The 24215-nt window shown below is 50.7% G+C and carries 20 protein-coding genes; 10 read left to right on the forward strand and 10 right to left on the reverse strand.

The annotated features are described in order from the left end of the window. Nucleotides 1-110 precede the first annotated feature (110 nt). The 4 genes from rimO to CVU71_13190 form a co-directional block, all read right to left on the reverse strand. A complete protein-coding gene (gene rimO, locus CVU71_13175) occupies nucleotides 111-1481 on the reverse strand; it encodes a 30S ribosomal protein S12 methylthiotransferase RimO (protein PKN18441.1) in 1371 nt (456 codons plus the stop codon). After that, complete coding sequence (locus CVU71_13180) at nucleotides 1478-3721, reverse strand: cell division protein FtsK (protein PKN18442.1); 2244 nt, start codon at nucleotides 3719-3721, stop codon at nucleotides 1478-1480. Before CVU71_13180 ends, rimO begins: the two co-directional genes overlap by 4 nt. Beyond that, nucleotides 3721-4482, reverse strand: coding sequence for a 1-acyl-sn-glycerol-3-phosphate acyltransferase (locus CVU71_13185; GenBank protein ID PKN18443.1), 762 nt, complete (start codon nucleotides 4480-4482; stop codon nucleotides 3721-3723). Before CVU71_13185 ends, CVU71_13180 begins: the two co-directional genes overlap by 1 nt. A gap of 232 nt (nucleotides 4483-4714) precedes the next feature. Then, nucleotides 4715-6277 (reverse strand): flavocytochrome c, encoded by a 1563-nt coding sequence (locus CVU71_13190; protein ID PKN18444.1) that lies wholly within the window; start codon nucleotides 6275-6277, stop codon nucleotides 4715-4717. Nucleotides 6278-7076: 799 nt separating this feature from the next. Here CVU71_13190 and CVU71_13195 point away from each other — a divergent pair. Both CVU71_13195 and CVU71_13200 read left to right on the forward strand, forming a co-directional pair. Beyond that, nucleotides 7077-8117 carry a hypothetical protein gene (locus CVU71_13195; GenBank protein ID PKN18445.1) on the forward strand — a complete coding sequence of 347 codons (1041 nt, stop codon included), beginning with the start codon at nucleotides 7077-7079 and terminating at the stop codon, nucleotides 8115-8117. Between the two features lie 16 nt (nucleotides 8118-8133). Beyond that, entirely contained in the window at nucleotides 8134-9027 is an 894-nt protein-coding gene (locus CVU71_13200) for a hypothetical protein (protein ID PKN18446.1), read from the forward strand. A 76-nt stretch (nucleotides 9028-9103) separates the two neighbouring features. On the opposite strand, the gene CVU71_13205 is transcribed toward CVU71_13200, so the two are convergent. Beyond that, nucleotides 9104-10510 carry a cytochrome C gene (locus tag CVU71_13205; protein PKN18447.1) on the reverse strand — a complete coding sequence of 469 codons (1407 nt, stop codon included), beginning with the start codon at nucleotides 10508-10510 and terminating at the stop codon, nucleotides 9104-9106. 410 nt (nucleotides 10511-10920) lie between these two features. On the opposite strand from CVU71_13205, the gene CVU71_13210 reads away from it, so the two are divergent. From CVU71_13210 to ccsB, 7 genes are all read left to right on the forward strand, one after another. After that, nucleotides 10921-12474: a flavocytochrome c gene (locus tag CVU71_13210; protein PKN18448.1), complete on the forward strand. Its 1554-nt coding sequence runs from the start codon at nucleotides 10921-10923 to the stop codon at nucleotides 12472-12474. Between the two features lie 342 nt (nucleotides 12475-12816). Then, nucleotides 12817-13161: a flavodoxin gene (locus CVU71_13215; protein ID PKN18722.1), complete on the forward strand. Its 345-nt coding sequence runs from the start codon at nucleotides 12817-12819 to the stop codon at nucleotides 13159-13161. A gap of 37 nt (nucleotides 13162-13198) precedes the next feature. After that, on the forward strand, nucleotides 13199-14443 hold the full coding sequence (locus CVU71_13220) for a polysulfide reductase (protein ID PKN18449.1): 1245 nt from the start codon (nucleotides 13199-13201) through the stop codon (nucleotides 14441-14443). Next, nucleotides 14440-15189, forward strand: coding sequence for a twin-arginine translocation pathway signal protein (locus tag CVU71_13225; GenBank protein ID PKN18450.1), 750 nt, complete (start codon nucleotides 14440-14442; stop codon nucleotides 15187-15189). Before CVU71_13220 ends, CVU71_13225 begins: the two co-directional genes overlap by 4 nt. Before the next feature lie 13 nt (nucleotides 15190-15202). Continuing rightward, nucleotides 15203-16291 (forward strand): cytochrome C, encoded by a 1089-nt coding sequence (locus tag CVU71_13230; protein ID PKN18451.1) that lies wholly within the window; start codon nucleotides 15203-15205, stop codon nucleotides 16289-16291. A gap of 123 nt (nucleotides 16292-16414) precedes the next feature. Then, a complete protein-coding gene (locus CVU71_13235) occupies nucleotides 16415-17803 on the forward strand; it encodes a hypothetical protein (protein ID PKN18452.1) in 1389 nt (462 codons plus the stop codon). Then, nucleotides 17800-18642 carry a c-type cytochrome biogenesis protein CcsB gene (gene ccsB / locus CVU71_13240; GenBank protein PKN18453.1) on the forward strand — a complete coding sequence of 281 codons (843 nt, stop codon included), beginning with the start codon at nucleotides 17800-17802 and terminating at the stop codon, nucleotides 18640-18642. The genes CVU71_13235 and ccsB overlap by 4 nt, the downstream gene beginning before the upstream one ends. Nucleotides 18643-18772: 130 nt before the next feature. Here ccsB and CVU71_13245 read toward each other — a convergent pair whose 3' ends face one another. The 5 genes from CVU71_13245 to CVU71_13265 all read right to left on the reverse strand — a co-directional run bounded on the left by CVU71_13245 (nucleotide 18773) and on the right by CVU71_13265 (nucleotide 23376). After that, nucleotides 18773-20152, reverse strand: a complete 1380-nt coding sequence (locus tag CVU71_13245) for a hypothetical protein (GenBank protein PKN18454.1) — start codon at nucleotides 20150-20152, stop codon at nucleotides 18773-18775. A gap of 98 nt (nucleotides 20153-20250) precedes the next feature. Continuing rightward, the gene (locus CVU71_13250; GenBank protein PKN18455.1) at nucleotides 20251-20709 is read right to left on the reverse strand and encodes a peroxiredoxin; all 459 of its coding nucleotides are present in this window, start codon (nucleotides 20707-20709) and stop codon (nucleotides 20251-20253) included. A 100-nt stretch (nucleotides 20710-20809) separates the two neighbouring features. Continuing rightward, nucleotides 20810-21904, reverse strand: a complete 1095-nt coding sequence (locus CVU71_13255) for an alkene reductase (protein ID PKN18723.1) — start codon at nucleotides 21902-21904, stop codon at nucleotides 20810-20812. A 223-nt stretch (nucleotides 21905-22127) separates the two neighbouring features. Then, nucleotides 22128-22826, reverse strand: coding sequence for a hydroxyacylglutathione hydrolase (locus tag CVU71_13260; GenBank protein PKN18456.1), 699 nt, complete (start codon nucleotides 22824-22826; stop codon nucleotides 22128-22130). 10 nt (nucleotides 22827-22836) lie between these two features. Next, nucleotides 22837-23376: a hydrolase gene (locus CVU71_13265; GenBank protein PKN18457.1), complete on the reverse strand. Its 540-nt coding sequence runs from the start codon at nucleotides 23374-23376 to the stop codon at nucleotides 22837-22839. Nucleotides 23377-23735: 359 nt separating this feature from the next. Here CVU71_13265 and CVU71_13270 point away from each other — a divergent pair, with 359 nt between their 5' ends. Continuing rightward, nucleotides 23736-24203 carry a universal stress protein gene (locus CVU71_13270; GenBank protein ID PKN18458.1) on the forward strand — a complete coding sequence of 156 codons (468 nt, stop codon included), beginning with the start codon at nucleotides 23736-23738 and terminating at the stop codon, nucleotides 24201-24203. The last annotated feature ends 12 nt before the right edge of the window (nucleotides 24204-24215 follow it).

The raw sequence follows: 24215 nt of genomic DNA on the forward strand, positions 1-24215 counted from the left end.
TCACATTCCCCAATACCATAATCACCTGAAGGTGACTCGAGAACGCGAGGTCAAGCGCTACGGTTGTTGGCGTCGCGTAGAAGCACGCTTGGAAGACGCCGCGGTATCATCTATGATTGGGAAATGGAATTAGATATGATTTCGCCGAAGAGGTCGTAATGATCCGCGGCGGTGATTTTGCATTTTACTATCCTGCCGATTTTGGCGCTGGCGTCTTTGATATAGGTGACGCCGTCGATTTCCGGAGCCTGCCTGCGGCAGCGTCCGACAAAAGCATAGCCTTCGCGGCCGCTTTTTTCTTCGATCAAAACCTCCTGTATCGATCCGATCAGCGAAGCATTAATGGCATGAGAAATATCGGCCTGTTCGCTCATGATGATCTCCCGCCGGCGCTCTTTTTCTTTTTCCGAAATACGCGACGGCAGAGCTGCCGCGGCCGTGCCCTCTTCGCGCGAATAGGTAAAGACACCCAGATGATCAAAGCGGGTTTCGCGCACGAAGTCGAGCAGGCGTTCAAACCGCTTTTGCGTTTCTCCCGGGAAACCCGTGATGATCGATGTGCGCAGCGCCACACCGGGGATGATGGATCGGGCATCGCTGATCATTTGCGAAATGCGGGCGGCGCCGGTCTTGCGGTTCATGGCGGCAAGGATCGCATCGTCAATATGCTGCACGGGCAGATCAAGATAACGGCAGATGGTTTTGTGATTGCTCATGGCGGTAAGCACTTCGGTTGTGATATGCGCCGGGTGGGCATAAAGCAGACGCAGCCAGCGAAGACCGGAAACCCCCGCCAGATCGGATAAAAGACCGGAAAGCTTCGGCCGCGTTTTTAAATCCCGGCCGTAAGCGGTTGTGTCCTGACCGATCAGGATGATTTCTTTAATCCCTCTGGCCACAAGGTTTTGCGCTTCCCGCAGAATATCGTCGGGCTGACGACTGCGGGCCTTACCGCGAATGGACGGAATCGCGCAGTAAGTGCAGCAGTTGGAACAGCCATCCGAAATTTTCAAATAGGCGGTGACCGATTTGGAGGACAAAACCCGTTCGTGCTGCGATGTCATCAGGAAATCCGGTTTGGAGCAAACGACGGTGCGGCGTGGCTTTGCTTCGCTTAAATTTTGTAAATGACCGGCGATGCGGCCGACTTCTCCCGTGCCGATAAATAAATCGACTTCGGGGATTTCGTTCTGCAAATCTTTCGCATAACGCTGGGCCAGGCAGCCGGCCACCACCAGCTTCAGGTTGCGCCCGCTTTTCTTTTTTTCTCCCGCCAGGGTCAGAATAATATCCAGCGCCTCTTCCTTGGCCGGCTGAATAAAGCCGCAGGTATTGACGATTACGACATCGGCATCGTCGGGACTCTCCACAATCGTCATGCCGGATGATTGGGCCAGGCCGCCCATAACCTCCGAGTCCACCAGGTTTTTGGAGCAGCCTAAAGAAATAATATGCAGTCTTGACGGAGAAGTCTTTTTCACTGGGGCAGCTTTCTGATAAGGACTTTGCGGGGTTTCGCGCCGTCGGACGGGCCGACGATGCCTTCGCGCTCCATTTGTTCAATCATGCGCGCGGCACGGTTATAGCCGATTTTCATATAGCGCTGGACCAGCGAGATGGAGGCCTGTCCGAGTTCGCCCACTAAAGCGACGGCTTCATCGTATTTTTCATCCAAGCCGTCTTCAGCCTCACGGGCCTGGGCGGACTCGAATTCAAATTTTTCAATTGATGCGTCGTAAGTCGGCTGGGCCTGCATTTTGATGAAATCGACAATGCGCGATATCTCCGCGTCCGACAGGTACGCGCCGTGAATGCGGGTGAGTTTGGATGTGCCCGGCGGAATGAAGAGCATGTCTCCCGCGCCCAGCAACTGCTCCGCGCCCGGCTGGTCAATAATGGTGCGCGAATCAATTTTGGAGGAAACCTTGAAGGAAATCCGCGTGGGGAAGTTGGCTTTGATGAGCCCCGTGATGACGTCCACCGAGGGCCGCTGCGTGGCAAGAATCAGGTGAATACCCGCCGCCCGCGCCATCTGGGCGAGCCTCGTCAGCGATTCTTCCACGTCCCGGGAGGCAACCATCATCAAGTCGGCCAGTTCATCAATGACCACGACAATATAAGGAAGTTTGACGTGCTGGAACGGCGGATTATGTTTAGCGGCGCCTTCCGCTTCATCGGCATCCGGCGCGGTTTCGGATTTGAGGTCTTTAACCGCCGCCTTGCTTTTGGGGCTGGTCAGAATGATTTCGTTATAGGCGTCGATGCTCTTCACGCCCATGGCGCTGATGACTTTATAGCGACGCTCCATTTCTTCAACGGTCCAGCGCAAAACCTGCGAGGCTTTTTTCGGGTCCACCACCACGGGGTGCATCAGGTGGGGAATGCCTTCATAGGAGGACAGTTCCAGGCGTTTGGGATCGACCATCAGAAACTTGATGTCGTCCGGCTGCGCCTTGAAAAGAATGCTGCAAATCATGGCATTGAGCGCGACGCTTTTACCGGAGCCGGTGGTTCCGGCAATGAGCAGATGCGGCATTTTAGCCAGATCGGCAATCACCGGCGTGCCGACAAAATCGACGCCCAGCGCGATGGGCAGACGCAGGGATGACTCGGTAAAGGCGTCGTTGTCCAGCACGTCTTTGAGGAAAACCGGATCTCTTTTGAGGTTGGGGATTTCAATGCCGATGACGGATTTGCCGGGAATGGGCGCCAGAATCCGGATGCTGGGCGCCATCAGCGCCAGCGCCAGATCGTCGGCCAGATTGGTAATGCGGTTGATTTTCACGCCGGACGCCGGTTCCAGTTCATACATGGTAATCACCGGGCCGGGCATCACTTCCACGACACGCGCCTCGACGCCGAAATCCGCCAGCTTCTTTTCCAGGATGCGCGAGTTGGTAACCAGATGATCGCGCTTGACGCGTGTGTCTTTCTGGGGCGCTACTTCCAGCAGGGTGAAAGGCGGCAACTGAAATCTGCCGTCGGATTTGAGTTTCGAAAAATCAAAATGCGTCTGTTCGATTTTCTTCGGTTTTGATTTCTTCGGCGCTGGCTCCGTTTCTTCGATGATGGGCGGCGGGTTATTTTCCGTTTTCAGCCGGGAAAACAATCCGGCATAAAAAGATGTGACATGATCTTTGGTTGATTTCAACAGACCATGGGTCCACTGAGAAAAACGTTCCGTTACCGACACGAGGGAGAACTCGATGATGAAAAACAGCGCGACAATAAAAATAACGATCAGAATAATGTAGGTGCCGGCCGGATTAAAATAGCCAAGCAGGAACTGAACGATACCGCTGCCGATCTCTCCGCCTGCTCCTACTCTGAGCTTTTCTCCATGAAGGGTAATACCCCCTCTGATCAGGGTGCTGAAAAGACCGGCACAGGACAATGTAAAAAACAGAAAGCCGAAAACGCGCTGAGTGTCCATTGCAAAAGCCGGCCGCAGAAAATACTGGAAGGCCATGGCCGAGAGGGCGATGGGCAGAAGGAAAGAGGCAAACCCCAGAAGAAAGATCATCCAACCTGCGGAATAGGAGCCGACGATGCCTGTGAGATTGTGTGTGGATTGGGCATCCCCGATGAATTTCATCGGAGACGGATCAGCAGGCGAGAATGAAAAAAGACACAAAAAGAGAAACAGCGACAGTCCGAGACAAATGACGCCTTTAATTTCCCTGATGCGTTTATGAGGATGATCCTTGGGATTTTCTTCCATTAGAGCGCCATTTTCATTTCTGGCTGAACGTCTTTGATGTTTGCCGTGCCGTCATGTCGATAGGCGTTATAATTTTCAATAATGACCTGCCGGACATGGTTGATCAGCTCCTGCCGGTTTTCCAATGTGTAGTTTTTAACGTTAATCGGTTTGCCGATGACCAGTTTGATTCTGCCGGGTTTAATTTTGAGCGACCGCTTCGGCATGATGTCGCCGCTGCCGATGATGCTGATCGGAACAATCGGCACACCGGATTGTATCGCCAGGTAAAAGGTTCCCTGCTTGAACGTTTTAATTTCGCCGTTGCGGCTGCGGGTACCTTCCGGAAACGTCATGACGGATTTTCCCTGCCGGATGCGCAATGCCGCCAGGTCCAGGCTTTGCAGGGCTTTTTCGTGGTTTTGCCGGTCGATTTCAATATAGCCTGCGCTTTTCATGGCCTGGCCGAAGATGGGGATCGCGAATAATTCTTTTTTGGCAATCCAGCGAAACTGCCCCGGAACGTGCGCCAGCGTAATCAGAATATCAAAATCGCTTTGATGGTTGGCCATAAACACCTGGGGTTTGCCCCGCAGGATGTTTTCGCTGCCGATGACCTCGACTTTGGTGTTGCAGAGCATCAGCAGAATTCTGCCCCAGATATTGGCTACCTTATGAACATTATTTTCCGCGTTGTTAAAAAAAGAAAAGACAACGGACCAGAAGGAGAAAAATGCCGTAATCGCTATGCCTAATGTGACTAAGAGTGCCGAACGAATCATCGCGTTCTTTCCTTGAGCAGGTTACTTGAGACTGATGCTATTTTTTACTTGATAACGCAGTTGAAGTCAACAGTGAAAAAGGATGACCGGTCGGACATTGGAATAATTTTCAGCTGTTTAATGGATTGCCGGCATCCATGCAAAAAAAGAGCCCTCACCGGTTCATCCGGAAGGGCTCTTTTGGTTTCAACGCATTCCCGATCTTTATCAGGCGATCAGGGATGGCAGGGTTTTAACTCCATGCTTTTTCCGCTGCCGCGTTTTTTCCGGCAATCCGGCCGAAAATCAGGCAGTCAAGCGTGGCGCAGCTGCCCAGGCGGACCGCACCATGCACACCGCCTGTGACTTCACCGGCCGCATACAAACCGGGGATGGGCTTGTCCGTCATGATGTCCGTCGCCTGCGCTTTGACATTCATATTGACGCCGCCCATGCAGTGATGAATCTTGGGTGTGAGCCTGAGAGCATAGTAGGGACCGGGGCCCAGCGGTTTCTGATTTTTCTGCAAATATCTGCCCCATTCGGCATCCTTGCCGGCCAGAACACCTTTGTTGAATTTTTCAATTTCCCCTTTCAGGGGTTCCACCGGGCAATCATATGCCGCTGCCATCTGTTCCAGCGTATCATATTTTTTAACCACGCCTCTTTCGATCAATTTCGGCAGGGACTCCGCAATCAGCTTTTCGCCGAGGGCATAGCCATAGGCATCTGTAAAAGCGATGCATTTATTGCCGACGCGAATGATGGCATCCGCGCGAATTTTACGGTCGGCCAATTCATTGACAAAGCGTTTGCCGGTTTTGGTGTCAATCCAGAGGCCATACATGGCAGCACAAAGCTGTGCGAAGAAAGGCGACAGTCCCATGCCCTTTTCATCCGGACTGCCCCACGGACCAAGCTGAATCCAGGAAAGCTGCAGCGGTGTGCAGCCAATGCGCAGGGCTTCGCGCAAACTTTCCGCGGTGGCGCCGGGCTGATTCGTGCTGGGGAATTCGGCCGTCAGGCGGGGGTCCTGGATGGTTCTGAAGGCGACGTCGTTGCCAAAACCTCCCGTGGCCAGAACGACGGCTTTTCTGGCCTTGATGTTTTTTGCTTTTCCACTGTCTTTGTTGGGGAAAACATACTTCTCCCGAATCTGAACGCCCTTGACCCGTCCGTCTGCGTCGCGGTATATCTGGGTCAGAAAGCTTTGTGTTTTGGGCACTATGCCCAACTCTTTTAATTTAGCCAGCTGCTGCGTGACGATGGCCGAACCGCTCTGGTTGTAAGTGCTGTACATCCGGGGAACAGAGTGACCGCCCTCCTGGGAAAGTTTGTCCTTGTACTGAACACCGAGTTCCGTAATGGTCCATTGAACGGTTGAGTTGGAATTATCGGCAACCATCTTGGCCAGTTCCACATGATTCAGGTTGAGGCCGGCTGCCAGCATGTCTTTTAACAAGAGTTCCGGTGAATCCTGAATACCCTGTTCTTTTTCCTTGGGAGAACCTGCCGCGGAGATTACACCGCCGTTGATAATCGAGTTTCCGCCCGGCGTACGCATCTTTTCCAAAACGACAACGGATGCCCCGGCTTTCTTTGCTTCATAAGCCGCAGCCAGTCCCGCAAATCCGCTGCCGATGACGACCACATCATAAGTTTCGTCCCATTTTTTCGGCAAGGCGGCCGCTTCCGCTTTCCAGGGCGCCAACGCGACACCGCTTGAGGCCAGCCCGGCGACAGCCGCTACAGTGCCTGCGGATTTTATGAAATTCCGTCTGGTTAATGATTTTGTGATTTTTTTGTCTTCCGCCATAATTTACCTCCTGATAATTTGTTTCTGTGGTTAGGTTGTTAAAAGACGTTTTCTTGCCATAAAATGACCGAAGATAAATTGTAATGACTAAAATCATTATAACTTATCATGATTGAAAATGATTTTGTTAAAAGACCCTGATGCGGTATCCGTGCATGGGAACAGTATTTTGCAGGGATAAGACAGCGCCGGAAAATGGATATGATGAGACCAGGCTGAAGAAGAAACAACGAACTGCTATGGCAAAATGACTTAATAATTCTTTTCACAAGTATAAACCCTGCGGAGAATGTAGCATAAACGGAAAGAAATGCAAGAATTCCCTTCTGGCCAAATATCCCATGGATAGTCGTTAAATTATTTCCGGCGCCTCTGACTTTTATTCGGAAAAAGCCGCAACGGGAAAGAGGCTTGCAATGTCGCCGATTAAATACTAGAATGCGCGGGAAATGATGGAAGACATTATGATGCCCGTCAACTGCCAGCGATGCATTAAATTTCCATCCCGATTGATGGATCGCAAATTAAATGAATTTGATGAAAGGTTACCGGCTTAATCAATTCAAAAAACTGCAATCTCCGGGAGGTTTCAATGCGCAATCAACAAATAACCCCTTTCTTTCTAATGCTGATCTTTTTCTTCATTTTTTGTTCAGCCGGCTTCGCTGCTTCTAACAGCAGTTGTGTGACCTGTCATTCCAATGAATCGCTGATGAAGTCGATGCATAAACCGCCGCCTGCGCCGATGAGTGAAGGAGAGGGGTGAGCGGGCGCTCCTCCGGCGGTCCGGCCGGAAGAAATGTATAAAGGGTATGTTGTCGATCGTGACCTTCTCAAGAAAGATCAACATTTTATTCTATCGTGTTCCCAGTGTCATCGGGGAGACAGTGAAACTTTAAATAAACAAAAGGCCCATCAAGGCCTGATTAAAAGACCTTCGGACAATCTGTCCACCTGCGCGACGTGCCATAAGCCGGTGACGGACAAGTATGCAAAGTCGCTTCATTACACATTGGCCGGTCAGCGAAACGGGGTGATGCCCCGTTTTTCCAAAGAAGAATTAAAAATATTTGATGAAAAAGTTTTTGAAAAATCATGCCGCAGTTGCCATGCGTCCTGCGGAGACTGCCACGTCAAGTCTCCGGCCGTAGGCGGCATCAGTACCGGATTGCTGGCCAAACATAAGTTCGTCAAAAAAGATGAAGGCAAAACCTGTTCGTCGTGCCACGGCGGGCGGGTCTATCCTGAATATACGGGAGAATACGGCGGTGCCCCGGATGTTCACTATCAAAAAGGCATGCTGTGCATGGACTGCCACAAGAAGCTGGAATTTCACGGCGACGGTAAGGCGTATGCATCCAAGAATCATGTAAAAGATCGTCCGGCCTGCCGCAGCTGCCACAAGGCGGGCGGCGAAAAAAATGCAATGGCTAAAATGTCGCACGAGACGCATCAAGACAAGGTATCCTGCTACGGATGCCATGCCGGAGCGGAGTATCGCAACTGTCAGCAATGCCATGCGGGCGAAGGCGCAAAAGCCAATCCGGAAATCATATTAGGGCGCAGTCCGCGGGACAAAAAAATGCTGACGACTTTGCGGTTGATTCCGACAGTTCGCGACACGTTTGCCAAAGAAGGCATCAAAATGGAGCATTTCGACGCCTTGCCCAATTACTGGGACACGCCCGCCCACAATATCCGGAAACGGACGGACCGCACCCGTTCCTGCGATGCCTGCCATGTCGAGAAGAAGAATTTTTTAACGAAAGAAAAACTGATCAAGGATGGTTCCAGGGCCAATGAAGGCTTAATCTATCATCTTAAGCGAATCAACAAATAACCCGGGAGGTTTTTTTATGAGAAATGAAAGATGGTTCAAAACAGTAATGGTTGTTATTTTGTTCCTTTTGCCGTTAACCGCGCTGGCCGGCAGCATGGATCCCGTTGTCTCTACGGACTGGCTGCAAAATAATCTGAAGAATGCAAATTTAGTCATCCTGGATATTCGGAAAGTGGAGGAATACAAGGCCGGTCATATTCCCGGTGCGATCAATGTGTTTTATGGTTCCTGGGCGATCAAGAAGGGGAGCCTGCTCAATGAACTGCCGCCCGTTGATGATCTGACGGATGTTGTCGGAAACGCGGGCATCGACAAGGATTCACAGGTGGTCATTGTCGGAAAAACGGATAAAGTTCCCGATCAGTTCGATATGACCCGCGTTGCCTGGACCTTGAAGTATCTGGGCGTGCCCAATGCAGCTATTCTCAATGGCGGCCAGAATCAATGGGTCAAAGAAAACAAACCTCTCTCGCAGGATATGGCAAAGGCGAAAGCAAAATCTTTCAAAGCTTCCGTTAATCAGGCTTTGTTTGCCGATAAGGCCTATGTCCTGGATAAAATAGGCAAGGCCGTCATCGTCGATACCCGAGCGCCGGCTTTCTACCAGGGAAAAGAAAAGCTTGCTTTTGTGCCTAAGCTGGGCCGAATCAAGGGATCTGTTAATTTGCCGGTGGGCCAATTGTACACTCCGGAGGGTTTATACAAAGACAAGGCCACGCTTGCCGCGTTAGCCGAAAAAGCAGTGGGGGGCGATCGGAATAAGGAATATATCCTTTATTGCGATACCGGCAAGACTTGTACCTCCTGGGCATTGATCATGGTGGATATGCTGGGATATAAAGATGTGAAAGTTTATGATGGTTCGTCCATGGAATGGCTGGCCGATCCGGCAGCTCCCGCCGAACCCTGATTTTTTTAAGAATTAAAAAAGCCGTTGGAAGGGCATGCAGCAAACCTTCCAACGGCTTTATTTTTTGCCCTGCCCTTTATTTCTTTTCCCCAGGATCGCCGGCATAACCCAGATCTTTCCAGTTGAGTCTGCCGTTCTTGCCGTGGCAGTCGTTACACTTTAGCGCGTTTGCCTTGGGGGCTACCATGTGATTGACCTTCCAGTACATGTCTGTTTCCGCAAAGCCGTATTTTCCGCTGTAGGGCAGACCTGCGACTTTCATCCCGTCAACCATGGCCTGGCCCCAGTCCCAGTGCTTCCAGTAACCGGCCCACAAATGCGGTACGGCAAAGACATTGTTTCCCGCATCATATGGCTGTTTACCCCGCATGACTTTAAACGGGGTAATCCTGGCCGTTTTATCATTTCGGTCCCCCCTGGGATAATTCAGGTGGGTCACTTTTGACGGATCCATCTTTTCTCCCAGAAGATAGCGATCAACGGAGCCATTAAACCAGAAATAAACCGGCTTTTCCTCTTTAGCCCATTTAAAGTCGCCTTTCTGCTTGTCATAGAGCGGCTGGCCGTATTGATCTTTCTGGACAGGTCCGTCTTTGCCCGCTGTTGACCAGTCCCACCATATTTTTGTCGGAAGCGCTTTGGCATAAGTCGGAATGTGGCAGGTCTGGCAGGCAACCCTTTCACTGTGTTTGTTGAGAATGGCATTTTTGCCATGCGGGGTTCCCGCGTGGCAATCGGAACAGTTGAGCGTCAATCCACTTCCGGTCATGGATACGGAGAGCGCTTTTCCGGGGATGACGTGATTAACGGTTTTATGGCAGGAACTGCAGTTCATGTTTGCGCCGTCTACGGCCATATGGACATCGATTGAACGTTTGGGGGCTCCCAGAGAACTATCCAGATCCCCATGTTTGATGTGATCGCCTCCGCCGCCGAAGAAATGGCAGGCTCCGCAGGTCGCTCGACTGGTTGGGCCAACGCTTTTTGCGATCTTTTCCAGATCAAGCGCTTTCCAGATTTTTCCTGATTTAGGAGGGAATTCCGTATCCTGATAAGCGGGATGGCCTGATCCTGCGGGAAGCTTTTTATAGCTGCCTGTCTTATCATGGCAAATGAGACAGTCGATGTTTTCCGGCTTCGAGAAATCGAAAGAATTATCTTTCCAGCCATAGCCCGCATGACAGCTTGTACAACGGGGATTGTTGCTCGGTAAGGCGATACAATAATTATTGATGGCGTTCTTCTTGCCGAGTTCGACTTTTCCCTTCCCCTGAACTTCCTGGGTTGTGCTCCATGTCCAGTGAGGCGTTTTCATGAAGTCACCAGCCTGTTTACCATGACATTGCAGGCACTTTTTCGTGACGTCCGGTCCCGTCTTGAACGGTCCCGAGATAAATTGGGAGTGGTCCTGCGCTGCCGGGGCCACGCCGGCAAACAGCAGGAATGAAACCATAAATGCAAATATTTTTATGACATGAATCATAACGAACCTCCTTGCATGTTTCAGATATATGATTGATACACCCTGCTGAGTCTGAGTGCATTATCCGCCGATCATGATCATTTGTCAAGACATCATGGGTTTACGTATCGGAAGAACATCCGGAACGGTGTTATTTCAAACATTTGATCAGCGCCGCCATATATTAATAATATTAACTTCTTATGTTGCTGTTTGACAAATAAATTATTGATGATGGAGTTTCTTGACAGGCCTTTCCGTTTGGGTGTATTGTAGCACCGCCGGATTTGCAGGTAAGTGTAAAATCCGTTTTGTCGCCGGAATGTATAATCCTCAATCGTTTCAGAAGTACTAACTGCCTCTTTTTTATTCTTTGCCGGAGGAATCATTACTCAACCCAAAAAGATAAATACAACCAGGAGGGATATCCTATGAAAAAAATCAATCAGACCGAAGAAACGCTCAGCAGACGGAATTTTCTCAAGACGGCCGGCGGGGTGGCCGCTGTTGCCGGACTGGCCGCAAGCGGCTTGCCTTTAATGACCGGACAGGCCGAAGCGGCATGCGATGTTCTGCCGAAAAAATGGGATGACACCTACGATGTTGTTGTGGTGGGCAGCGGCTTTGCGGGTCTGGCCGCCGCCATTGAAGCGAAAAATGCGGGAGCCAGTGTTCTGGTCATCGAAAAGATGCCGCTTCATGGAGGCAACTCCATCATTAACGGCGGCGATTTTTGCGCGCCCGGCACGAAGCTGCAGCAGGAAAACGGCGTTCAGGACTCGGCGGAGCTGATGTTAAAAGATATGCTCAAGGCGGGGGCTTATCTGAATCATCCCGACCTGGCCAAAATTGTGGCCTACGGGGCCAGGGGAGCATTGGAATGGACGGAAACATACATTGGCGCCAAATATACCAAACTCAATTATCACGGCGGCCACTCCGTCAAGAGGGCCCATGGAACAATCAACTCCTCGGGTTCGGAACTGGTCAACAAAGAACTGTCCAAAGCCAAAGAAATCGGCGTGAAAATTCAAATGCGCACCAGGCTGGTCAAATTCCTTTCCAACAAAGAGGGCCGAATCGTCGGCCTGGAAGTGCGGAAGGATTACAAATTTCCCGATGATCGTTCGGGCAAGACAGCCTTTATCAAGGCGAAGAGAGCCGTCGTGCTGAGTTCAGGCGGTTTTTCCAGAGATTTGAAATTGCGTCAGGTGCATGACCCCCGCCTCACGGACAGGTTCGAATCCACTAATCAGCCGGGCGCTACCGGCGAAGCATTGCTGGCAGCGTGCAAGGCCGGCGCGATGGATGTCCAGATGGACTGGATTCAGCTGGGCCCCTGGACAAGCCCGGATGAAAAGGGATTCGGTTATGTGCCGCTCTTTTGTGAACGGCTGGTCGGATACGGCCCGATGATCAATCCCAAGACAGGCAAACGATTCTTCAAGGAAACGGGAAACCGCAAGGAACGCGCCGATGCCATCATCCTGGTTGGCGACCCGGTCATTATTATGGGCGATTCTTACGCCGTCAGGAAACAGATCTTTCCCAAGGCGCTCGAAAAAGGGATGGAAGCGGGAGCTATCAAGAAGTTTGATTCGCTGGACGCCGTGGCGAAGGAATACCATATTGCCGTTGATGTTTTCCTTAAAGAAATCGAACGCTGGAATTCCTTTGTGGAAAAGAAAAAGGACGATGATTTTGACTGTATGATCTTCAAGGACGCCAAACCGACCGTTGAAGCGCCTTTTTATGCCGCAAGACTCTGGCCCAAGGTTCATCATACGATGGGTGGACTGAACATCGATCAGGACGCTCAGGTTATCGGATTTGATTTTAAGCCGGTGAAGGGTCTTTACGCGGCAGGCGAGGTGACCGGCGGCGTGCATGGCGCCGTGCGGCTGGGTGGCGTGGCCATGGCGGATTGTATCGTCTTCGGCCGTATTGCCGGAAAAAGCGCAGCTAAAGAAAAACCGTGGGGTTAACTGTAAAATGGTCCGGCATCAATGAAGGGCCGTTAACAGCCCTTCATTGACGCTTGTGTCTTGCCATGCTTATATGCTATTTAAAAGACGGTTAGTATATTTGAAGTCATTGTATGATTTTGGAGATGAATTATGAAGAATAAGAACATAAAATATTTGCTCATGACCTTTTCACTGGTTGCATTGCTGGCGGTGTTTTTTGCCGGCGGTCTTGATGCCGCGCCTAAAGAGAAGAAAGCGGCCGCCTCCAAGTCAAAGACCATCACCGTAAAAGCATGGGATTGTGCGGGTTGTCATAAAGACAAGAAAGTGCTTCCGGAAAATCACATAGCGATCAAGGAAATGCCTTATACAGGCTGTCTGGTTTGCCATGTGGCGGGCGAAGGGAAGGCCGGTACATTAAAGGGCAAGGTTCCGGGCAGCCACCTGCATGCTCTTAAAGGTGTGCAGTGCGCACAATGCCACGGCAAAGTAAAGAAACCGGCTCCGGTGGAAATGGCCAAGTGCTTGGCCTGTCACGGCGCAACGGCGAAGCTGGCCGAAAAAACGGCGAAAGTCAAACCGAGCAATCCTCACGAATCGCCGCATTACGGGACGGATGCCGACTGCAATCTCTGTCATCATCAGCATGCCAGGTCGGAGAATCTTTGCGCCCAGTGCCATAAGTTTGATTTTATCGTTCCGTAAACTGAAGTTGATCTGAGCCGACATAAGGAAAAAGATCATGGTGCGTTCGGAAGAATCAGCATGGATGGGATGTGTTAAGGATGCAGCGGGCCGCGTAATAAACGGCGGTCCGCTGTATTTTGTCTTTTTAATTTTTTTTACTCTTCTCTTCCTCGCCGGTGTCGTTTCCGGCGTTTATTCCCTGTTTATTGCAGGCAGCCGCCATGCTTACGGCACCTTCCGGGAGATCCCGCTGGCGCTGCTCATTGCCACATACATTTTCTTTGTTGTGGCATCCACCGGGCTTTGTCTGGTTTCTTCCATCGGACACGTGTTCGGCAACCGAGACTTTCTGCCGATTGCCAAACGTTCCGTCCTTCTGGCTTTAATTACGATCATATCCGGTTTTCTGGTGATCGGGCTGGAAATCGAAAATCCCTTCCGGATGATGATTTACTTTTTTACATCGCCTAATTTTTCCTCCAACATCTGGTGGATGGGCGCCCTTTACATGATGTACATGATTTTTATGGCAATAGAATTTGTTCTGCTCCTGCGCGAATCTCATCGCGTCGCTGCCTTTTTCGGGTTCCTGAGCGTCGCCTTCGGTGTGGCCGCGCATAGCAATCTGGGCGGTATTTTTGCCATGCTGCATGGCCGGGATCTCTGGTATGGTCCGTTCCTCCCTGTTTATTTCATTATATCGGCAATGATGACGGGCAGCGCTTTCATTATCTTTTTCAGTATCGTGGCGCAAAAGCTCCGCAAACAGGCCATGGAAGAGGATGAGAAAAAATCGCTTTTACTGGTCAGTAAGCTGGCCATGCTGATGATTGCCGCCGTTATGTTTATGACGATCTGGAAGATGATCACGATAACCACGGCCGGTGCAACGCTTCTGATCACCATTTATGAAATGATCAGCGGAGCGCATGCCTTCAACTTCTGGGTATTGGAGGTGACTTGCGGCATGGTCATTCCTTTTTTTCTGTTTTTGCTTTCCGGGGGCCGGAAGCAAAGCTTGATGATTGTTGCCGCGAGCTTTATGATCTTCAGTATCTTCTTCATGCGTCTGGATCTGGTGGTGACTGCACAAATTGTTCCTCTTTACTGGGAACTGGGCGTCAAAGAGTTTTCTCAATTGCTTACTTATACTCCCACGTGGAGAGAAATCCTGGTTGCCATGGGGGGTGCCGGCTTTTGCGGGATGGCGTTTTTACTGGGGGAAAAGATATTCAACGGTTTTGGCGATGTCCGTTGTGATGAGCCGGTCGAAAACGGAAAGACTGAGAGTGAACCATGATTTTCAAGCCGTTTGACACAGAAAAAATATTGGAAAAATCCGAAAAGATTTCCGAGATGGATCGCCGGAGATTTTTAAAAATCGGTTTCGCGATTACCGGTGTGTTTGCGGGAGGCTCAATTGTGTCGCTCGTATCCGCCGCTGAAAAAATATTCCCCCCCGGGTCCTTTATGGACAGGTATCCTTATAAACCACACTACTGTATGGTGGTCCGCGTGGACCAGTGCATCGGCTGCCGCCGCTGCATGAGAGGCTGCATTGACACCAATCATGTGCCGGACTATGGCTGGCGTACGCTCGTCCTGGAAAGGGAAGTTCCGCTGGCGATCGGACAGAAGAGGGAATTTATCCCGGTGCTTTGCAATCAGTGCAATAATCCGCCCTGCGTCCGCGCTTGCCCCGTGGTTGCGACATACAAGGATAAAGCAAACGGCATTGTCATGATGGATAACAAAAAGTGCATCGGCTGTAAAATCTGCATGGTGGCCTGCCCGTACGATGCCCGGTATTTCAACGAGGAAAAGCACGCTATCGACAAATGCGATTTTTGCTTTGAATCAAGGCTTTCACGCGGCGAGAAAAACGTTGCCTGTTCGGTGGCGTGTCCGGCGGATGTCCGTGTTTTCGGCGACTTGTCCAATCCAAAGGATCGCGTATATAAATTGATTCATCAATTGCAAAAGCCCGTCTGGGTTCTTAAAGAACACACGGACGCCAAACCCAATATATTTTATATGAAAGGGTAGCCGGGATAGTCCAATGCATAAACGTTTTTTGATGATCTTTAATTTGCTTTTGATCTGTTTCGCGCCCGTAACCACGATGGCGGCCGACGTGGTTGCTGCCGGCATTCTTTATACCAAACCGATAGAGTCCGTCATTTTTACGCATCAGGACCATGCGCAGAAGGATTTTTCCTGCAGCACCTGCCACAGCGGTTTGTTTGAGATGGAAGCCCTCAATGCCCAGAAAAGTAAAGATTTCACCATGGATTCCCTTTACAAGGGGAAATATTGCGGAGCCTGTCATAACGGCAAAAAAGCTTTCGCTTCCGATACGCAATGTGCGCGCTGCCATTCCGGTTTCGCAGCCTTGGCGCCCGCCAGAGAAGTCCTTGCCTACAAATCATCCGTGATGCTGGGCAAGGGCGATAAAGGTGTGGCGTTTCATCATGAGACGCATGTCAAAAAAGCAACGTGCCGCAGCTGCCATCCCTCCCTGTTTAAACCCAAAGAAGGAGCGACAAAAATCACGATGACGGATCACGGCCGGAATCAATACTGCTTCACCTGCCATGACCAGAAGCGCAAAGATACGTTTGCCTGGAGTGATTGCAGCCGGTGTCATAAAAAGGCCATTCCCTCTCCGAAGGAAGCCATCCATTTCGGCAAGGGCGCTAAAGCCGTTTCTTTCAAGCATGAAAGCCATCAGCTTAAAGCGGGCTGTAAAGCCTGTCATCCGCAAATGTTTGCCTATGGGAGGAGCGGAGCCCGGATTGATTTCAACGATCATGTCAACGGAAAATCGTGCTTTACCTGTCATGCCGCCAAAGACGGATCTGCGTTTTACGACTGCAACCGCTGTCACAAAGATAAGCCTGCCGCCAAAAAATCGGCTTATTACCCCGCTGTGCTGAAATATAAAACGCCGGTGCAGAATGTTTATTTCCATCACGCCAGCCACGCGACGTTTTCGTGTAATCAATGTCATCCTCAGCCGTTTACCGTTAAAAAAGGCCAGACAAAAATGACCATGTCGGAAATGTATCAGGGCAAGACCTGCGGCATGTGCCATAACGGTGATAAGGCATTTTCCTCGCGCGATTGTGCCAGGTGCCACAAGAAGTAATTCGTTTATATAATTTTCAGCTGACAGTTACGGGGCTCATCCTCAGGATTACGGCAGGGTGAGGTTGCATTACAGTGTGTGCTATGGTAAAAAAACTGCAATGATCTATAGGAGTGAATTCATTTGAGCAAAAATAAATCCGTTATCTGGTCTTTCTTTTCATCCGTTCAACTGGCCATTGTTCTTCTTGCTTTGATTGCTTTTTTTGCCCTGATCGGAACGCTGATTCCCCAGCGGGAAGCCGCGGGGGAACTGGCGGGGCGCCTGTCGCCCGCGCTGTTTTCCTTTTTGCAGAAGATACAGATATTCGATCTGTATCATTCCGTATGGTTTTTCCTTTTGTCGGGGCTTCTGGCGATCAATATCATCATCTGCTCGCTTGATCGTTTCCCTTTAGCCTGGCGGCGTTTCCGGACAAGCCTCACGCCTCAAAACGAAGATGCCTTTCAAAATATTCCGGATGAAAACAAATTTCAGTCTGCGTCCGATCTTCAGAAAGCGGCGGACGCGGCCGCCGTGCTTCTGCGGAAGAAATACCGCGGCGTGGCGCGGACGGATGTGCCGGGCGGCGTTTTCCTCTGCGCGCAAAAGGGGCGCTCTTCACTTTTCGGGGTCTACATCGTTCATTTAAGTTTTCTGGTTTTAATTATCGGCGCCGTTATCGGATCGGTTTTCGGTGTTGAAGGATACGTCAACATTAGGGAAGGCGAGGCCGTCAATGCCATTCAATTGCGCAATGGCAGCCAGTCCCTGCCCCTGCCTTTCTCCGTCCGCTGCGATAAGTTCACCCTGGAGCTTTATGACGGCGGCGCACCCAAAAGCTATCGATCGGATCTGACGTTCTTAAAGAACAACCAGGGCGTTCATTCGGGAAAACTTCTTGTCAATCATCCCATTGCATTTGACGGGTTCCGCTTTTATCAGTCAAGCTATGGCGCCGCACCGGGCGGGAAGGCCACGCTGGCCCTGCTGAGGAGCGGCGGCCGCCGCGATATCATGAATGTAGGGGAAGGGTACACGTTTGAACTGCCGGGAAAAGAAGGAGAGTTTCAGGTTTTGAGGGTGGAAAAAAATCTGATGAATATGGGGCCCGCGATTAAAGTCGCCGTCCGGTCTAAAAAAGAAACGGTTACCTTCTGGGTCTTCCAGCATCTTGAAAAGATCAATGCCATGAATCCTGATATCATCAAACAGGTTCCGATGTTTAATCCCGGGCTTTTCCAGCCTTATACATTTGCGCTTCTGGGGCTGGAGGAGAAATATTATACCGGCCTGCAGGTCAACCGCGATCCGGGAACGCCTGTTGTCGGCGCGGCGGCGGTGCTGCTGATTTGCGGATTGCTGCTGGTCTTGTTTTCGTATGCGCGGCAGGTTGGAATCCGGATTGATCAGGTTAAGGGCAATGTTCGCATCAGCGTCACGGGCCGTAGCTATAAGAACAAGTCGGGTCTGGAACAGGAAGTTCAATACCTTATTGCAGAACTGAAGGATAATCTGGAGAATTCCAAATGATCAATACAACCATTTTGAGCTGGGTCACGTTCATCTATTTTGCGGCATTTGTTTTTTATCTTTTCCGGATGATCCTGGGAAGGGAATTCTGGGGAAAACTGGCGACCTGGACGGCGCTCATGGGTCTTGCCGCTCAGAGCCTTGCCCTGATCATACGCTGGAAAACATCTTATGATCTCGGCATGGGGCATGCGCCTTTGTCAAATTTTTATGAGTCCCTGATTTTTTTTGCGTGGACGATTGTTCTGTTATATCTGCTGATGGAGTGGCGGCTGAAAAATCGCAGCATCGGCGTTTTTGTCATGCCGGTGGCGTTCTTGATTATGGCTTACGCCTCCATTGCTCCGGGTATCAATAACCGCATTGAGCCTTTAATCCCGGCACTGCAAAGCAACTGGCTGACCTCGCACGTACTGACCTGTTTTATGGGTTATGCCGCGTTTACCGTGGCATTCGCGCTGGGCATTATGTTCCTGATCAAGCGTGCGGCTGGCGCGGATTCATCCAACACCAATGCTTTTATCCGGCTGATGCCGTCCGAATATCAGATGGATGAACTGATGTATTCCAGCGCCGCCCTGGGATTTATTTTTCTGACACTGGGGATCGTAACCGGCGCAGTCTGGGCGCACTATGCCTGGGGCTCTTACTGGAGCTGGGACCCGAAGGAAACCTGGTCGCTCATCACATGGCTGACATACGCCGTCATGCTGCATGCCCGTCTGGTGCGCGGCTGGCGCGGCCGCCGCATGGCCATCATGGCAATCGTCGGTTTCGGCTGTGTCCTGTTTACCTATCTGGGCGTGAATTTCCTGCCCAGTCTGCACAGCTACATGTAATTTCAATTCCAAGGACAGTATTGGCCATTCCGGTAAATATTCCCGGTAAGGTAAGGTCCATTCATTACGCGCTCCCCGACCATCTGATGACCTGAAGGTTATCAGGTCACGCGTGAATGATGCCCGCGGCCTAGGACTTCGTTAACTTGTCAAGCTTTCTGACGAAAGCGGCAATATCCCTGGACATCGTAGTGAGTTCCGCCGATACTGCGGCGGTTTCCTCGGCACTGGCGGCATTGGCCTGAATGACCGTGTTGATGTTGTCAACGGCCCGTTCAATTTCCGAAATTCCGAGCGTTTGATCCGCCGAGGATTCACCGATGACTTTCAGTTGCCGGGTAAGATGATCGGATACTTCCATAAATTTCGTAAACGCTTCATCGGACGTGACGGCAAAATTCGTGCTTTTCTTGATGTTATCGATGCTGCTCGAGATAACGTCCTGCGTGTTTTTCGAAGCTTCGGCTGATTTGCGGGCCAGGTTCCGCACTTCGTCGGCAACGACGGCAAACCCCACGCCGGTTTCGCCGGCCCGGGCGGCTTCAACGGCCGCGTTGAGGGCGAGGAGATTGGTCTGGAAGGCGATGGAATCGATCGTTTGGACAATGCGGGCCGTTTTGACACTGGCTTCGTTGACCTCATTCATGGAGGATCTCAGCCCCTTTAGAGACGTGTTGGTGGAGGCGACAATTATGCCCGTGTCGTTCATGAGCTTCTGAGCATTGGAAACGATTTCGGCATTTTTTCTGGTCTTATCTGAAATTTCTTTGAGCATGGCGGTGGTTTCCTGCATGGAGGCCGCCTGTTGTGCCGCTCCTTCAGCGATGCTCTGGCTTGATGAGCCGATGGTTCCTGATATTTCGGTCAGTTTAAGCGACGCCTCACGGACGTCATCGACGGAATCGACCAGCTGTTGATTGGCCCTTCGCATGGCCGTGATGATAAGCAGTGATAAAACCGAACAGAGGACAATCCCGATGAAACCGTCGGCGAAGCTGCTTTTGACGATGCTTAATGCTTCGTTGCTGACTTTATCACGGACGGCAAAATAGTAGACGAAAAAAACACCAAGATACCAGACGGACGTCATCAAAATGGCCTTCCGTTCACAGAAGAGGGTGGCAAAGACAATGGCAATATACATGAAATGAACATAGCTGACCAACCCTTCATAGATGACAGGCGAGTTGTATTTAATCAGGAATCCGGCGGATGTACAAAGCACCTGGACCACCAGCATGCTATAGGCTGCTGCTTTATATTTCCCCGCCCGGATCAGGAAGATGGCGATAACGGCGATGGATTCGATAACAAAAATCGGAGCAATTGCTTTTTTGAATTTTTCTGCGTCAGCAGAAAGAAGGAAGAGTCCTAAAACGATAAACATAATAAAAGCGCAAAAACTGAAGAGATAAAGAAACCATGCCCGCTGCTGTGTCAGATGATCTTTATCCTTAAAACGGTGCATGATGGAATTCCGCATTCCAGCCCAAGCGTTATTTGCAGCCATAAGTCTTTCCTTTCTTTGCCCGGTTCGTAATAATGATGTTCACTGTTTCCTTGGGTTATTAAAAGTAATACCAGGAAAAATGTATCGGATCAGTGCGGTTATTTTTTTAAAAATTCCAGAACTTCGTTAATGTCCGGCAATTCCCGGATGGGGTAGACCTTTACAAAAACGGCCTTTCTTTGTTCGTCGAGGATAATATTGGCGCGTTCCGAAAAACCAAACTTATCGATGAAAATGCCCATCCGTGCCGCTATGCCGCCATGCGGCCAGAAATCCGAAAGCAGGTCAACTTTTTCGATGCCGAGATTTTTTGCCCATGCTTTTTTACAGGGCACGGAATCCACGGAAAATCCCAGCGGGACGGTGCAAAGCGACTGCAAAACTTCGAAATGGGCTTCCAGCGACTGCATCTGTTTGGCGCAGACCTCCGTCCAGGCTAGCGGATGAAAAGACAACAGGATTTTTTTCCCCGCAATTGACGCCGTATCCACCGTCACGTCCGTGTGACTCTTCAATGAAAAGTCTCCAAACACATCTCCAACTTTAATTCTTGACATTTTATTCCCTCCTTATTTTCATACAGCAAGCATCGTTCTTCTGAATCTGTTTATTCCTCAGCGGCAAACACTGGACCGTAGAACCATCGAGCGGTGAACCTCACCTTTCCATCGTCGGATAATCCGTATACCCCTTTGCGCCTCCCGCATAGAAAGTCGACTCATCCCAGCGGTTCCACTTGGCGCCGGCGGCGACGCGTTCCACCAGATCGGGGTTGGCGATAAATGCTTTGCCGAAGGCAACGGCGTCGGCAAGCCCCTCTTCTATGACACGGCTGGCGGAATCCGCGCGGAAGCCGCAATTAATGACCAGTTTACCCTTATAGCGCGGACGGAAATGTCTGGCGATTTCCTTCACGGCATAAGGGACATTATCCACCGGGACCATCGGTTCTACAAAATGGACATAAGCCAGGTCGGGATAATCGTTCAGCCGTTCGACAAGGTATTCAAAAACAGGAAGGGTGTCTTGATCAATCGTGATGCCGAAGAATCCATGGGCGGATGGATTGAGCCGCAGACCTACGCGGTCAAAGCCGATGGACTTTCCTATGGCGTCGAGGGTTTCAAAGAAAAAGCGCGCCTTGTTTTCGCGTGAGCCGCCGTAAATATCGGTGCGCGTGTTGGCGCAGTTGACGAAGAACTGATGAAAAAGATATCCGTTGGCTGAATGGATTTCCACACCGTCAAACTCCGCGGCAACGGCATTTTGCGCCGCCCGGCGAAAGTCCTGCGTGGTGTTGAGGATTTCTTCAATGGTCATTGCGCGGGGCGTTGACGTCTTTTTAAAACCTTCGCCGGTAAAGACCTTATCACCGGCATTGACGGCCGACGGCGCAAGCGGCGGCAAACCCTGATGAAAGTCGCTGTGGGACATCCGGCCCACATGCCAGAGCTGGCAGAAAACATGCCCGCCTTTTTGATGAACCGCACCCGTGGCGAGTTTCCAGCCCTCAATCTGTTCGGGGCTGTAAATGCCCGGTGTGTGGATGTAACCCACGGCCCGTGTGGATACCTGCGAGCCTTCCGTGATGATCAGCCCCGCGCTTGCCCGCTGGGCGTAGTATTCGGCGATGAGGGGTGTTGCTTTGTTGTCGGCGTTATCCGCGCGGCTGCGCGTCATGGGTGACATGAAGATCCGGTTAGGGAGCTCCATCCGGCCAATTTTGATTGGCTTTAACAGAGTGTTGTTTATGGCGTCCTCCTGTTTTTGAAACAGAGATGCTTTACAAACGACTGCTGATTGGCAAAAATCCAATTCCGAAAAGAACAAACGTCTGACCGCCGGGATCAGATTATTTAGCTGTATATTTTTTATACTGAATGGCCGGTGGATGTCAAGGTGAATGGTATAAATCAGGCTCACCAATTTGATGATCCTGACGGCAAGGCTTCTCCGGAGCGGGAGTGCTCAGAAATTATTCAATAGACATGAGCGACTGCCAGCGTTCCCATTCGGTGGACGAAGGCAGGCCGTGATCTTTGATCAACTTGACAATAGGTTCTTCGTTAAATCGTAAATAAGGATTGATTTTTCGTTCGCAGGCCAGCGTGGAGTAAAGAAAATCCGGATCGCAGGATTGACGGAAGCGGTCGATATCCTTGTTTTGCGGCTCCAGATGCCGGGCAAAGGCCAGTGAATCGCTGACGTAATCGTGCCCCGCGAAAATGCGCGTGTCGTCGGGCAGAGCCATCAGGCGCAGGATGGAATTGAAAAATCCCCTCAGATCGCCGGAGAAATTATTGCCGATGGTTCCGTTAAACAGCGTATCCCCGGTGATCAGATTACGGCCTGCGTGAAAGCAAATCGAGTCCCTGGAATGTCCCGGCGTCCGGTAAACAACAACGGGCTCGTTGTCGATGATGATTTCCTGATTGTCGGTAAGCGCCGTACAGTCCAGAAATTTTGCCTTTGTTTTCTTCAGGAGATGATCGTCACCCGGTGTATGATCATGATGCCGGTGCGTGTTGGTGACATGCTTAAGCGTCAGGCTGTGTTGTTCCAGAAAAGCAAGGATTTCCTGCCATGCGCCGCCGTCGACGGCCATGGCTTCCGTCCTGCCGTAAAGAAGGTAAGCCAGATTGTCCCCGTATCGAAACTGTTTAATATCGAGCATGCCACTTCCTCTATTTCACAATTTTAAAGATGTCTTTGGCTTTCGGGTCGGCGGCTGTGCGCAGCAGCTCAAATAAAACCATTTCCGTCGAGGTCAGATGCGCCCCGGCGCTTTTGATGGCTTGAATGCCGATATCCCGGTTTTCCACCGTGCGCGAAGAAACGGCGTCCGCGACCAGATGAACGGTGTAGCCGTTTTGCATCAGGTCCAGCGCCGTCTGATAAACGCAGATGTGGCATTCGATGCCGGTCAGGACGACGTGCCGGCGGGTGAGGGATTCAAGGTGGTCATGAAAAGGAGCGTCAGCCCAGCAGCTGAAGGTTTCCTTGGCCATCGGGCGGATGCCATCGAGTTCCTCCGCCAGTTGGGGGATGGTCGGCCCCAGTTTTTCCGGTATCTGTTCCGTAACCATGATCGGCAGATTCAACGTCCTGAATCCCCGGATCAGTTTGACGTTGTTGGCAAAAAGATTTTCCCGGTCAGCCATGACCTGAGCCAGTTTGCCTTGAAAGTCGATCATGATTAATACGGCGGCGGTGCGGCTTAACATTTTCCCTCCCGTGAATCAGTTCCTGCTTGTCCTGTCTGACAGGATCGCGATGTGTCGCTACACTAATTAATTTGCTTAAATCTTGTCAATCATTATTATTGCTGATAAAATAGTGCAAAAATCGGGGAAGAATAATGACCTTTGCCTGCTCATGAAAAATGTTCTTTTGCATGAATGCCGGGACGCACGCTTGATGGAAGGATCATTGCCGTTTTCCGCACCGGGCCTTGTTGTAACAGGAGCAGGCAAATAATCTTACGGTCAATCTGCAATGGACAGGCAAGCCCGGCAATTCTATACTTTGTTAAACTTGCTGAAATGAGTGAACCGGCGCAGCCGCTTCATTGACCGGATATCTGATGATTAAAGGAGGGTATATGATTTCAACAATTCTTGTGCCGTCGGACGGATCCAAACCGTCTCAGAAAGCCGCTGTGTATGCCGTCGATCTTGCCAAACAACTGCATGCCTCCATTATTATTCTGATCGTGATCGACAAGCGTCTGTTCATGGCCCTGGAAGCTCCGGCTTCGAAGACGTCAAGGCAGCTCACGGATACAACTGAAGATTATCTGAATGAGGTGGCCGGAGGCTATGCCCGAGAAATAAAAAAATTATGTGATAAAAACGGCGTCGCAGCGAAGGTGTCCATCAGGATGGGATATCCGGTGGAGGAGATCATAAATGAAGCCAGAAAGTCCAAGGCCAATCTCATTGTCATGGGTTCCCGCGGCAGAAGCGCCCTGTCGGCCACAGTCCTTGGCAGCGTTTCCTATGGTGTTCTCCACCATGATAAATGTCTTCCCGTGCTTATTGTAAGGGGTTGATTGCGGCCTTTT

It is taken from the genome of Deltaproteobacteria bacterium HGW-Deltaproteobacteria-6 (assembly GCA_002840435.1).
Taxonomy (GTDB): Bacteria; Desulfobacterota; Syntrophia; order Syntrophales; family Smithellaceae; genus UBA8904.